Raw genomic sequence first — 12,780 nt, forward strand, 5'->3', positions numbered from 1 at the left:
CTACTGTTTCGTTGACGGTACTCCGCATCGCACAGTAGTGTGCGAATCGTGGACACCACACAGCTGCTGAAGGGCGTGCTGGATCTCGCGGTCCTCGCCGTGCTGCGCGAGGAGGACGGCTACGGCTACGACATCCTCCGCCGGTTGCGCGAGGCCGGCCTGGAGGAGGTCGGCGACGCCTCCGTCTACGGCACCCTGCGCCGGCTCTTCGCCGCCGGCCTGCTGACCACGTACGTCGTGCCCAGCGAATCCGGCCCGCACCGCAAGTACTACTCACTCAACGCCGCCGGGCGGGACCAGCTCTCCCGCTCCGGCAAGCTCTGGCGCTCGTTCGCCACCACCATGGACACACTGCTCGACGATCGGGGGATGGCGGCATGACCGTCACGGAGCAGGAGATCGCGAACTACGTCGGGCAGGTCCGGGCCGCGCTGGCCGACCTGCCCGCCGAGGCCCGCGACGAACTGACCGAGGACCTGCCGGAGCACCTCGCCGAGGTGGCCGCCGAGGCGGACGGCACCCTGGTCGAGCGCCTCGGCGAGCCCGAGGCGTACGCGGCGGAGCTGCGGGCCGCGGCCGGTGCGCCGGCCACCGCCGCCGGGCGCAACCTCGACCAGCGCGTGGCCGCCGTCGTGGGCCGGACCCGGCGCCAGGCGCGCCAGCTGGACACCCAGCTCGGTCCGCTGCTGGGGTACGCCCGGGCGAGCGAGTTCCTGCGGCTGCTCCGCCCAGCCTGGTGGGTGCTGCGTGGCTACCTCGCCGCCATGCTGGTCACCGTGATCACCACCGGCGGCACCTTCGGCCTGCTGCCGCGCTTCGGCGGCGAGCTGGTCGCCGGGCTGGTGATGCTGGCCGCCTTCCTGCTCGGCTCGATCTGGCTCGGCCACCGCTCGGCGCGGCTGCGGCGCTGGCCCCGCTGGGCGATGCACGCGGCCAGCCTGGTGCTCGTCGTCTTCGCGCTGGCCGGGCTGGCCAACGCGGAGGACCGGGCGGGCTACCTGAACTACAACTACGACGCCACCTTGGTGCAGAACCCGTACGACCAGGTGCGAGACGTCTTCGTCTACGACAGCGAGGGGCGGCTGGTGGAGAACGCGCGGCTGTTCGACCAGAACGGCGCGCCGATCCGGCTGGGCTACCCGGACTGCCTCGACCCGCGCGACCCGAGCGGTACCGGCAACCCGCTGCTGCGGACGTACCCGTACTGCCCCGAGCAGGCGCCCTTCGCGCCGCGCGCCCCGGCCGCACCCGCGCCGACCGTGCCCCCGCTGGGCACCCCGACGCCGGAGGCCACCGGCGCGCCGGAGCCCACCGGCGGACCGGACGCCACCGGCACGCCGACCCCGGGCGTGACGGTGAGCCCGAGCGCCACCCCGACCCCGGGCGCCACCGGCTGAGGCCACCGCCGGGATCCCGGTCACCCGCTGTGGAGTGGCCGGGATCTCGGCGTACCGGCCGAAGCTGGGAAATGGCTGAACGGATGAGGCCGGCGGGGCAGCGGCGCCGTCCGGTGATCGTTACGGTGTCGTCTGCTCATCAACCCCTCGGAAGGAAAATCCGTGTCAGAGCAGGTCGCACCGCCCCCCGCCCCGGACGCCCAGCAGTCCCAGCCGGGCGTCCAGGCGCCGCCCCCGGCGGAGCCGGCGCCGAAGAAGTCCGGCGGCAAGAAGGTGCTCGGCATCGTGGGCGCGATCGTCGTGTTCCTGGTCATCGCCGGGCTGAAGTTCGGCCTCGGCACGGCCATCGGCAACTTCCTGAACAAGGATGAGACGGCCGAGGCCAAGGCGGGCGACTGCATCGCCGAGCTGCCCGAGATCACCGGCACCGAGGAAGAGGAGGTCGACAACGCGAAGGTCGTCGACTGCACCTCCACCGAGGCGGTGTACAACGTGGTCGGCCGCGTCGACGGGCAGACCGAGGCGCAGGCCAAGACGGGCGAGGCCTGCGAGCAGTACATCAAGGAGGGTGAGGACGGGTACGTCTTCTACAGCATCGAGCCCGGTAAGAAGGGCTACCTGCTCTGCCTCACCAAGAAGGCCTGACCTTCCGTACGGCACCCCCGACGGCGGCGCGGAGACCTCCGCGCCGCCGTCGGCGTACCGGGAGGCGAACGGGAGGTGAATGCCACTGTTCCAGCGTCTTCCCGCCGACGGTGGGCGCGTGGCAGGCTACCGGCACGTAGGACCACTGGGCGACCAGCCAACGATGACTGACCGCTAGGAGGACGGGTCGATGGGCGAAATGGTGAGCTTCACCAGCAACGGGGGGACGAGCGAGGGGTATCTCGCGATACCCTCCGGCGGTGCGGCGAGCCCCGCGGTCATCGTCATCCAGGACTGGTGGGGGCTGGTGCCCCACGTCCAGGCCGTCGTCGACCGGTTCGCCGAGGCCGGCTTCGTCGCCCTCGCTCCCGACTTCCGGCACGGCGGTCCGGCCAGCAAGCCGGACGAGCCCCGGCAGATCCTGAACGCCCGGCAGATGGACGAGGCGGCGGCGGACATCGCCAGCGCGGCCGACTACCTCGCCGGCCGTCCGGAGGTCGCCGGCAAGGTCGGGTGCGCCGGCTTCTGCGCCGGCGCCAGCCTGGCCCTCTGGGCGGCCACCCGCTCCGAGCGGATCGTCGCCACCGCCGCGTTCTACCCCCGGCTGCCGTGGGACGGGATGCGCGCCGAGTGGGCCGACTACGCCGGCAAGGCCGCGCACGTCCACTGCTCGGAGGCGGACGGCACCTCCGCCGCCGAGGGCGTACAGACCGTCCGGCGGGCCATCGAGACCGCCGGCGGCAGCTGCCAGACCTACGACTACCCGGGCACCGCGCACGCCTTCTTCAACGAGGACCGGCCGGAGAACTTCGACCAGCGGGCCGCCGCCACCGCCTGGGCCCGTACCCTCGAACTCTTCCGGGCCAAGCTTGGCTGAGCCGCGTACGCCCGAGGAGGTGGTCGCCCGCGCCGCGCGGGCGACCGACCTGGCCGACCTCGACGGCGCGGTCAGCGACTGCTTCGCCTGCCCCCGACTGGTCGACTGGCGGGAGGAGGTGGCCCGGACCCGCCGGGCTGCCTTCCGCGACCAGGAGTACTGGGGCCGGCCGGTGCCCGGCTTCGGCGCTCCGGACGCGCGCATCGCCATCCTCGGCCTGGCCCCGGCCGCGCACGGCGGCAACCGCACCGGGCGGATCTTCACCGGCGACCGCTCCGGGGACGTGCTCTTCGCCGCGCTGCACCGCGCCGGCCTGGCCAACCAGCCGACCAGCGTCTCCGTCGACGACGGCCTCGCCCTGCGGGACACCCGGATCTTCGCCGCGGTGCGCTGCGCGCCGCCGGACAACAAGCCCACCCCGCAGGAGCGGGACACCTGCGCGCCGTGGCTGCACCGCGAGGTCGCGCTGATCCGCTCCACCCTGCGCGTCGTGGTCGCGCTGGGCGCGTTCGCCTGGGCCGCGTGGTGGCCGGTGCTGCGTCAGGTGTACGGCCAGCGCCCGCCCAGCCCGCGACCGGCGTTCGGGCATGGGGCACACTGGTCCGGCACGGCCGCCCCGGAGCTGCTCGGCTGCTACCACGTCAGCCAGCAGAACACCTTCACGGGACGGCTGACACCAGGGATGCTGGACGATGTGTTCGCCCGGGCGAAGCGGTTGGCCGGGGTGGACTGAAACGGCGGGGCGGTGACGATGACGGACGGAACCCACCGACCGTTGCGGCACGCCCAGGTGGTCCGGAGGTAGTCCCGGATGGATCTCAGCGTGTGGCGCAGGTGGTGGCCGGTGGCGGCGGTGGTCGCCCTGCTCGCCGCCGCCGCGCTGGCTGCCGCGCACTCGTCGATCGGCGCCAGCCGGATCCCGCCCGCCGCCGACAACGTCCCCTACGTCCCGGACTACCCGTCGGTGGAACCGCCGCCGTCGATACCGGTCGAGCCACGGGACGCGGGGGAGGCCACCAGGGCGCAGATCCCGCAGTGGCTCGGCACCGTGGCGATCGTGCTGCTCGGGCTGGCCGCGCTGGTCGCGTTCGGCTACCTGGTCTGGACCCTGGTCCGGGGCGCGATCCGCCGGACCACCCGGGCGTTGCCGGTGCAGCCGGCCCGGCGTACCGCCGAGGGCACCGCCCGCGAGGTGGTCGCCGCCCTCGACGCGGGCCTGGTCGAGCTGGACGACCGGGACACCGACCCGCGGACCGCGGTGATCGCCTGCTGGGTCCGGCTGGAGGAGGCGGCCGCCGCCGCCGGCGTCCCCCGGCTACCCGGGGACACCCCCACCGACCTGGTCACCCGCCTGCTGCGCGGGGACCCGGCCGCCGGCGTGCCGGCGATCGTCAGCGCCGATGTGCTGGCCGAGTTCGCCCACGTCTACCGGGAGGCGCGGTACGCCACCCACCCGGTCGACGAACACACCCGGGACCAGGCCCGCGCCGCGCTGCGCCGGCTGCGTGGTGAACTCACCACGGTGGTCGGGGCGGAGCCGGCATCATGAGCAGCACCAGCATCGACGACCTGCTCAGCTTCGAGGAGGAGCGGCCCCGGGCCGACGGGCGGGAGCGGGGCGGCCGGGTCGGGCGGGTGCTGCGCGCCCTGGCCGGCATGGCGGCGGTGGTGGTCGTGCTGGTCGCCGGGCTGCGCGCGGTCGGCCTGCGGGTCTCCCTGCTGATCCTGGTCGCCGGGGTGGTCGCGCTCTTCGCGGTGCGCCGGATCGTCGCCGCGCTGACGCCCCCGCCGCCGCTGCCGGGCGCCGGACCCCGGGCCTCGGTCGGCACGGACGACGGCGTCTGGAACTGGGGCGCCCGGGACGCGCTGCGGACCGCGATCAACGGCTGGGAGGTCCCGCTGGACTGGTCCGCCACCCGGCCGGAACGGTTCACCAAGGTGGTCCTGCCCCGGCTCGGTGAACTGGCCGACGAGCGGCTGCGCCAGCGCCACGGCGTGACCCGCGAGTCGGACCCGCCCCGGGCCCGCGCCCTGCTGGGCGAGCGGCTGTGGACGTTCCTGGAGACCCCGCCCCGCCGTACCCCGTCGCCGCGTGACCTCGCGGCGATCGTCGCCGAACTGGAGAAGCTCTGATGAACGACGTCGACCGGACGATCCCCGCCACCGAGGTCGGCCACCTCGCCCGGGCGGTGCTGGACGCGGTCGGCCAGGTCGTGGTCGGCAAGCGGGAAGCCCTGGAACTGGTCCTCGCGGGGATCCTGGCCGGCGGCCACGTGCTGTTGGAGGACCTGCCCGGGCTGGGCAAGACGCTCACCGCCCGCTCCTTCGCCCAGGCGCTCGGGCTGGACTTCCGCCGGCTCCAGTTCACCCCGGACCTGCTGCCCGCCGACGTCACCGGCTCGTTCCTCTACGACCAGCGCAGCGGTGACTTCGCCTTCCGGGCCGGGCCGGTCTTCACCAACCTGCTGCTCGCCGACGAGATCAACCGGACCCCGCCGAAGACCCAGTCGGCGCTGCTGGAGGCGATGCAGGAGAAGCAGGTCTCGGTCGAGGGCGTGACGTACCGGCTGGACGAGCCGTTCCACGTGCTGGCCACCGCCAACCCGATCGAGTACGAGGGCACCTATCCGCTGCCCGAGGCGCAGCTCGACCGGTTCCTGCTGCGGGTGTCGTTCGGCTACCCGGAGCACGAGGAGGAGTGGGAGGTGCTGCGCCGGCGGATGGCCCGCCGCCGCGAGGAGGCCGAGATCAAGCCGGTGGTCGACGCCGCCACGCTGCGCGCCATGCAGGCCGCGCTGGAGGACGTGGTGGTGGAGGACTCGGTGGGCCGCTACATCGTGGCGCTGACGGCGGCCACCCGCGAGCACCCGTCGGTGCTGGTCGGCGCCTCACCGCGTGGGTCGCTGGCACTGCTGCTGCTGGCCCGGGTGCGGGCGGTCCTCGCCGGCCGGGACTACGTGGTGCCGGAGGACGTCAAGGAGGTCGCCGCGCCGGCGCTGGCGCACCGGATCACGCTGCGCCCGGAGATGTGGCTGCGCCGGGTCGATCCGTCCTTCGTGGTCGGTGAGGTGCTCGCCGGCACCCCGGCCCCGGCCAGCGGCGCGCTGCCCAGCTACGCCGCCGGCCGGCCCGGGCGCTGATGGCCCGGTCCACGGCGCCGCGCGTCGACGCGGGCGAGCCGGAACCGTCGCCCGGCTGGGTGCCCACCTGGGCGCTCGGCCGGGCGGTGCTGCTGACCGGCCTGCTACTGATCGCGGCGGTGCTGCTCGGCCGGGTCGACCTGATCGTGCTGGCCGCGCCGATCGCGCTCGGCACGGCGTACGCGCTGCGCCGCCGGCCGACCGCGCAGCCGCAGGTCTGGATCGCCGGCGGGGACGACCACCTGGTCGAGGGCGGCGAGGTCGTCGGCACGGTCACCGTCGGCAACCCGGACACGGTGGACTACGACGTGGCGGTGGTCCGCACCCGGGTCTCGCCCTGGCTGCGGATCGAGCGGGCCAGCATCGCCGGCACCGCGATCGCCACCGGCGGCGGCCCGGGCGCCCCGGCGGTGGCCGACCGGCCGTTCGTCACCTCGCTCGCCACCGCCACCGCCGTCGACCTGGAACTCGCCGGCAAGGCGCTGCGCTGGGGGCGGCACCCGGTCGGCCCGGCCGGCGCGCGGGTCGCCGCCGCGCAGGGCCTGCTCGTCTCCCGCGCGGTGATCACCGAACCGGTCCGCATCCGGGTCTATCCGAAGACCGAGCCGTTCGAGGCGGTCGAGGCGATGCCCAGGGCCGCCGGCCTGGTCGGCGCGCACCACTCGCGCCGCCCGGGCGAGGGCGGCGAACTGGCCGGGGTGCGCGTCTTCGCGCCCGGTGACCGGCTGCGCCGCATCGACTGGCGGGTCTCGCTGCGGGCCCGGCAACTGCACGTGGCGGCCACCCTGTCCGACCGGGACGCGGAGGTGGTGGTCCTGCTCGACGTGCTCGCCGAGGCGGGCCGCTCCGGTGGCGTCGGCGGCGCCGCCTCGGTGCTGGACACCACGGTCCGGGCGGCGGCCGCGATAGCCGAGCACTATCTGCACCGGGGTGACCGGGTCTCGCTGCTCGAGTACGGCCCGAGCGCCCGCCGGCTGCGCCCGGCCACCGGCCGCCGGCAGTACCTGACCGTGCTGGAGTGGCTGCTCGACGTGCGCCCCGAGCACTCCCCGCACGAGCCGTACGACCAGATCTTCGGGCCGCAGCTGCTCTCCGCCGACGCCCTGGTGGTGGTGCTCACCCCGCTGCTGGACGAGCGGTCGGCGCAGATGCTGGCCCGGCTGGCCCGCTCCGGCCGGTTCGTGGTCGCGGTGGACACCCTGCCGGCCGACCTGCCGGTGCCGAAGGACCGCGGCTGGGCGGAGGTGGCGTACCGGCTATGGCGGCTGGACCGGGACACGATGATCGGGCAACTGCGCGAGCACGGCGTGCCGGTGGTGGGCTGGGCCGGCGCGGGCAGCCTCGACCAGGTGCTGCGTGACGTGGCCCGGCTGGCCACCGCTCCCCGGGTGGGTGCCCGGTGAGCGCGAGGAGTGAGCCGGGTTTGCGAGCCCCGCAGTCGCGAACGAAGGTGGCCCGGTGAGCGCGAGGAGTGAGCCGGGTTTGCGAGCCCCGCAGTCGCGAACGAAGGTGGCCCGGTGAGCGCGAGGAGTGAGCCGGGTTTGCGAGCCCCGCAGTCGCGAACGAAGGTGGCCCGGTGAGCGGGCGGCCCGCGGTGGCGGACGGGAGCGGGCGCGGATGATCGACGCGGTCAACGAACGGGTCCGGGCGGTCCGGCGGGCGGCCGGCCGGGTCAGCCTCACGCCGCTGCTGGTACGCGCCGGCATCTTCCTCAGCGCGCTGGTCGGCTTCGTGCTGGCGTACCCGGCGCAGGTGCTGTCCGGGCGGCCGCTCGGCGCACTGGTCGTGGTGGCGGTGCTGCCCGCGGTCGGGCCGCGCCGGGTCTGGCCGACCTTCGCGGCGCTGGTCACCGTCGGCGGGTGGCTGCTGGCCACCGACGGGTACGGCCGGCCGATCGCGCTCTGGCGGCTGCTGGCCGTGGCGGCGGTGCTGTACCTCACCCACACCCTCTGCGCGCTGGCCGCGGTGCTGCCGTACGACGCGGCGGTCGACCCGGACGTGCTGGTCCGCTGGCTGACCCGGGCCGGCGCGGTGGTGCTCGCCGCCGCGGTGCTCGGGGTGCTGCTGGTGGAGTTCGCCGGCGCCGGCGGCGCCGGCGGATTCCAGCTGGTGACGGTGGCCGGCCTGCTGGTCGCGGCCGCGGTGACCGCGTTGCTGGGGTGGCTGCTGCGCCGCAGATGACGCCCGGGGCGACCATTGCGGCGGCACCCCGGCGGACCCGGCCGCCCGGCACGTTGCGCAGGTCACAGGGGTTGTGCTCGGTCACAGAAGGGGGCCGCGAACGGGATTAGCCGAGCCGCCCGGGGAAAGATAGATGACGTGAATCCGAAGCGGATCCTTGTGGTGGGTGCCGGGCACGTCGGTCTCTACGCGGCCCTGCGCCTGTCGAAGAAGCTCAGCTCCCGTGAGGCTGAGGTCATCGTGGTGGACCCGCAGCCCCACATGACCTACCAGCCGTTCCTGCCCGAGGCGGCGGCCGGCAACATCTCCCCGCGGCACTCCGTGGTGCCGCTGCGACGGGAGTTGCGCCGGTGCAAGGTGGTGGCGGGCGCGGTGACGCGGATCGACCACGACCGCAGGACCGCCGTGGTACAGCCGATCAGCGGCCCGACCCGGGAGATCCGGTACGACCACGTGGTGGTGGCGCCCGGTTCGGTCTCCCGGACCCTGCCGATCCCCGGCCTGCACGAGCACGGCATCGGGTTCAAGACCATCGGCGAGGCGATCTACCTGCGCAACCACGTGCTGGACCGGCTCGACGTGGCGGCCGCCACGCCCGACCCGGAGGTCCGCCGCAGCGCGCTGACCTTCGTCTTCGTCGGCGGCGGGTACGCCGGCATCGAGGCGCTCGCCGAGATGGAGGACATGGCCCGCGACGCGCTGCGGTACTACCCGGAGCTGAAGCCGACGGACATGCGCTGGGTGCTGGTCGAGGCGACCCAGCGGGTGTTGCCCGAGGTCGACCGGGACATGGGCGCCTACACGGTGCAGCAGCTGCTCAAGCGGGACATGGACATCCGGCTGGACACCCGGCTGGAGTCCTGCGTCGACGGCGTGGTCAAGCTCTCCGACGGCGACAGCTTCAAGTCCGACACGATCGTCTGGACGGCCGGCGTCAAGCCGTCGCCGCTGCTGGACGCGACCGACTTCCCGCGTGACGAGCGGCGCCGGGTGACCTGCCTGCCGACGCTGCAGGTGGTCGACGGCGGCCGGGTGGTCGACGGCGCGTGGAGCGCGGGCGACTGCGCCGCCGTGCCCGACCTGACCGGCCCGCCCGGAGCGTACTGCTCGCCGAGCGCGCAGCACGCGGTGCGCCAGGCCGCCCGGATGGCCGACAACATCGTCAACGTCATCCGTGGCCGGGAACCGGTGAAGTACAAGCACAAGCACGCCGGCAGCGTGGCCAGCCTCGGCCTGCACAAGGGCGTCGCCCAGGTGTACGGCGTCAAGATGAAGGGCTGGCCGGCCTGGTTCATGCACCGGACGTACCACATGAGCCGGATCCCCTCGTTCAACCGCAAGGTCCGGGTGGTGGTCGACTGGACGCTGGCGTTCTTCCTCAAGCGCGAGGTGGTCGCCCTCGGCCAGCTGCACGACCCGCGCGAGGAGTTCGCCGAGGCGTCCCAGCCGGTCGGCGCCGCGCGCGGCTGACCCACGGCACGTCGACGCACGCCCCTCCGCCCCGGCGGAGGGGCGTTCGCCGTCTCCGCGCCCGGCCGCGCCGCCGGGGTGGTCAGACCCGCCAGATCCAGGCGTCGGCGATCCGGGTGGCCGGGCCGTAGAGCTGCTCCAGCGTGCCGCGCAGGCTCTCCGCGTGCGGGGTGTCCACCGCCAGCGCCACGCACGACGCGCCCCAGAAGTCGGCGTCCTTCTTCGCCTGCTGGCGCTGCTCGTCGCCGATGGCCGGTTGCAGGCCGCGCTTGGCGACGTCGGCCAGCAGCGCCGAGGTGGGCTGCTTGAAGGTGCCCATCGCGGCGGTGCCGCCCCGGCCGTACGGGCCGATGAAGAAGCCCTCCGGGATGCCGAAGCCGGCGTCGGTGGCGGCCGCCCAGCGCATCGGCCACGGTTCCTTCGGCGTGGGCAGTGGCACCGGTACCAGCACCCCGCCCGGCTGCACGCACTGCCGCCAGTGGCCGGCGGTGATGAACTCCGGCGCCGGCGGGCGGTCGGCGGTCGGCAGCGGCGTCGGCACCAGCGGCAGCAGCGCCGCGCCCACCAGCGCCGGCACCAGCCGGCGGACCCGGCCGGTGTCGCGCAACGCCCGGTCCACCGCCAGCACCAGCAGGGTGGCGGTCAGCGGCAGCACGGCGAGGGCGAACCGCATCGGCAGCGCGCCGTCCACCACCGGCAGCCCGGCGATCAAGGCGTACGGGCAGGGCACCGCGGTGCGGTCGCCGTCCAGCACGAGCCGGGGGCCGAGGGAGAGCGCCCCCATCGCGAGCGCGCCGGCCACGCAGGCGACGACCAGCGGACGGCGGCCCAGCCAGAACGCGCAGCCGACGGTGACGGCCAGCAGCGGCCAACCGAGGAAGGTGTTGTACTCGGCCGGGCCGGTGGTGAGCCGGGCCGTCTCCTCGCCACCGGCCAGCGACAGCGGGGAGATCGACCACCAGCTGCGCAGGTCCGCCGAGAAGTAGTCCGGGCTGAACATCCCGTCCGCGACGCCCTGCGGGCCGGCGAACTGGAACCACAGCGGCCCGGCGAGCGCGAGCAGGGCCAGCCCGGTGGCGAGCGTCATCCCGCCGGCGAAGCCGGGCAGTGCGCGCCGGGCCAGGTCCCGGTCCACCACCGCGTAGCCGATCGCCATGAACAGCAGGGTGACCGCGCAGAGGAAGAGCACCTCCTCGCCGATGAAGACCTGCGCGGTCACCGCGGCGGCGAGGCCGATCGCCGAGGTGGTCAGCCGGCGCCGGTCCGGCCCGGCGGTCCCGTCGCCGTCGCCGTCGCCGCCGGCGCGGCCCGGGTCGGCGGCGCGCAGCATCCGGACGACCAGCCAGACGATCACCGGGACCAGCCACTGGGCGGTCATGTGCAGGTGACTGTTGGTCTGCGACACCATGCCCGGACCGAAGCCGCAGACCGCGGCGCCCAGCCCGGCGGCGAGCCGGCGGGCCCGCAGGGTCCGGGTGTACAGCAGGTACCAGGCGATCGCGGTGCCGGCCAGGTTCCCCGCCGCCAGCAGGGCGAAGGTGACCGGCGCGCCGAGCAGCAGGGTGACCGGGGCGAGCAGCACGCCGAGCGCGATGACCGAGGTGTTGGTCATCAGGTTCACCCCGTCCGGCGCGTTGAGCCGGTCGCTGAGCAGGCCGAAGTCGCCCAGCAGGGCCCGCGAGTCCATCGCGAGGAACCACTCGTAGAGGGTCTGGTCCTCGGGGTTGAGCGCCAGGGTCCGGCCGTTCGGGTCGGGCCACAGGCCGTGGGTGAGCCAGCCGGCGAGCGCCACGAAGAGCAGCCCGACGAGCAGGTCCGTACGGTTGCGGGCGGCGGCCGTCAGCAGCCGGGCGAGCCGGGCCCCGAGCGCCCTTTCGGTGGAGTGGACAGCCTGGTCAGGGACGGCGTCCGGGGCCGTGGGGGCTGCGCTGGTCACGGTCTCGACCCTAGTGTGGGGCGGGCATCGGGGTACGCCGGGTCGCCGAGGACCCGCTACCGTGACACTGCACCACGCGTGTCGACACGCCGGTGTCCCTCGCCCGGGTGGTGGAACGGCAGACACGGCCGCCTTAAAAGCGGCTGCCGCAAGGCGTGCGGGTTCGACCCCCGCCCCGGGCACCGACACTTTCAGCTTCCCCTCAGGTCGCCGATCTCCACGGGACTGGCCGGGACGTTTACTCTTGACGGTGCACGTTCACGTGCAACGACCCCCTGAGGGAGGCCTGACAGTGAAGACTTCGAACCCGGTGCTCGCCCGGCTCGGCCAGGCGGCCGAGCGGGAGCGCTCCGCCGGGTACGCCCCGACCGGGCCGTACGGACAGCCCGGCTACCCCCAGCCATACCCGACGGAGGCGGGCTACCCGGCCGCGCCGCCCACCGTCGCCCCCATGACGCTCGACGACGTGGTGGTCAAGACCGTCACGCTCCTGGGCATCCTCGGCGTCTCCGCCGCGGCCGCCTGGGTGCTGGTGCCCGACGCGCTGGTCGGCGTCGCCTGGATGGGCGCCGCGATCGTCGGTCTGGTGCTCGGCCTGATCATCTCGTTCTCCCGGATGGCGAACCCGGCGCTGGTCGTCACGTACGCCGTCGTCGAGGGTGTCTTCGTCGGCATGGTCAGCAAGGCCTTCGAGTCGCTCTACGACGGCATCGTGCTCCAGGCCGTGGTGGCCACCTTCGGGGTGTTCTTCCTGATGGCCATGCTCTACAAGGCGAAGGTCATCCGGGCGACCCCGAAGTTCGTCAAGGGCATGATCGCCGTCATGGCCGGTCTGTTCGCGGTCATGCTGATCAACCTCGTGTTCGCGCTCTTCGGCGTCAACACCGGCCTGCGCGACGGCAGCCCGCTGGCCATCGGGTTCAGCCTGGTCTGCATCGTGGTCGCCTCGCTGAGCTTCGTGCTCAGCTTCAAGGAGGTCGAGGACGGCGTCCGGATGGGTCTGCCGCAGCGCTACTCCTGGGTGGCCGCCTTCGGCATCCTGGTCAGCCTGGTCTGGCTCTACATCGAGGTGCTCCGCCTGCTGAGCTACTTCCAGGGCGACGACTGACCTCGCCCGCAGCCGACCGGCGCCCG

13 protein-coding genes and 1 tRNA gene are annotated in these 12,780 nt (G+C 74.1%); 13 read left to right on the plus strand and 1 reads right to left on the minus strand.

What is annotated here, in order from left to right:
- Positions 1–48 precede the first annotated feature (48 nt).
- From FHX32_RS14090 to FHX32_RS14140, 11 genes are all read left to right on the plus strand, one after another.
- Positions 49–381 carry a PadR family transcriptional regulator gene (locus FHX32_RS14090; protein ID WP_167181707.1) on the plus strand — a complete coding sequence of 111 codons (333 nt, stop codon included), beginning with the start codon at positions 49–51 and terminating at the stop codon, positions 379–381.
- Positions 378–1,397, plus strand: coding sequence for a DUF1275 domain-containing protein (locus FHX32_RS14095; RefSeq protein WP_167181709.1), 1,020 nt, complete (start codon positions 378–380; stop codon positions 1,395–1,397). Before FHX32_RS14090 ends, FHX32_RS14095 begins: the two co-directional genes overlap by 4 nt.
- 162 nt (positions 1,398–1,559) lie before the next feature.
- Positions 1,560–2,042 (plus strand): LppU/SCO3897 family protein, encoded by a 483-nt coding sequence (locus FHX32_RS14100; protein ID WP_167181711.1) that lies wholly within the window; start codon positions 1,560–1,562, stop codon positions 2,040–2,042.
- A 190-nt stretch (positions 2,043–2,232) separates the two neighbouring features.
- Positions 2,233–2,919: a dienelactone hydrolase family protein gene (locus FHX32_RS14105; protein WP_167181713.1), complete on the plus strand. Its 687-nt coding sequence runs from the start codon at positions 2,233–2,235 to the stop codon at positions 2,917–2,919.
- 19 nt (positions 2,920–2,938) lie between these two features.
- Positions 2,939–3,652 (plus strand): uracil-DNA glycosylase, encoded by a 714-nt coding sequence (locus FHX32_RS14110; RefSeq protein WP_167182741.1) that lies wholly within the window; start codon positions 2,939–2,941, stop codon positions 3,650–3,652.
- A 78-nt stretch (positions 3,653–3,730) separates the two neighbouring features.
- Entirely contained in the window at positions 3,731–4,468 is a 738-nt protein-coding gene (locus FHX32_RS14115) for a DUF4129 domain-containing protein (RefSeq protein WP_167181715.1), read from the plus strand.
- Positions 4,465–5,052, plus strand: a complete 588-nt coding sequence (locus FHX32_RS14120; protein WP_167181716.1) for a hypothetical protein — start codon at positions 4,465–4,467, stop codon at positions 5,050–5,052. The genes FHX32_RS14115 and FHX32_RS14120 overlap by 4 nt, the downstream gene beginning before the upstream one ends.
- Positions 5,052–6,059 (plus strand): AAA family ATPase, encoded by a 1,008-nt coding sequence (locus tag FHX32_RS14125; RefSeq protein ID WP_167181718.1) that lies wholly within the window; start codon positions 5,052–5,054, stop codon positions 6,057–6,059. The genes FHX32_RS14120 and FHX32_RS14125 overlap by 1 nt, the downstream gene beginning before the upstream one ends.
- Positions 6,059–7,462 carry a DUF58 domain-containing protein gene (locus FHX32_RS14130; protein WP_167181720.1) on the plus strand — a complete coding sequence of 468 codons (1,404 nt, stop codon included), beginning with the start codon at positions 6,059–6,061 and terminating at the stop codon, positions 7,460–7,462. The genes FHX32_RS14125 and FHX32_RS14130 overlap by 1 nt, the downstream gene beginning before the upstream one ends.
- A 217-nt stretch (positions 7,463–7,679) precedes the next feature.
- Positions 7,680–8,240, plus strand: a complete 561-nt coding sequence (locus tag FHX32_RS14135; RefSeq protein WP_486481110.1) for a hypothetical protein — start codon at positions 7,680–7,682, stop codon at positions 8,238–8,240.
- A gap of 138 nt (positions 8,241–8,378) precedes the next feature.
- The gene (locus FHX32_RS14140; protein WP_167181724.1) at positions 8,379–9,710 is read left to right on the plus strand and encodes an NAD(P)/FAD-dependent oxidoreductase; all 1,332 of its coding nucleotides are present in this window, start codon (positions 8,379–8,381) and stop codon (positions 9,708–9,710) included.
- Between the two features lie 82 nt (positions 9,711–9,792).
- On the opposite strand, the gene FHX32_RS14145 is transcribed toward FHX32_RS14140, so the two are convergent.
- A complete protein-coding gene (locus FHX32_RS14145; RefSeq protein WP_167181726.1) occupies positions 9,793–11,646 on the minus strand; it encodes a hypothetical protein in 1,854 nt (617 codons plus the stop codon).
- Between the two features lie 101 nt (positions 11,647–11,747).
- Here FHX32_RS14145 and FHX32_RS14150 point away from each other — a divergent pair.
- Together FHX32_RS14150 and FHX32_RS14155 are read left to right on the plus strand one after the other, a co-directional pair.
- Positions 11,748–11,828 (plus strand) — tRNA-Leu (locus FHX32_RS14150).
- 110 nt (positions 11,829–11,938) lie between these two features.
- Entirely contained in the window at positions 11,939–12,754 is an 816-nt protein-coding gene (locus FHX32_RS14155; RefSeq protein ID WP_167181728.1) for a Bax inhibitor-1/YccA family protein, read from the plus strand.
- Positions 12,755–12,780: the final 26 nt, after the last annotated feature.

The organism is Micromonospora sp. CNZ280 (assembly GCF_011759515.1).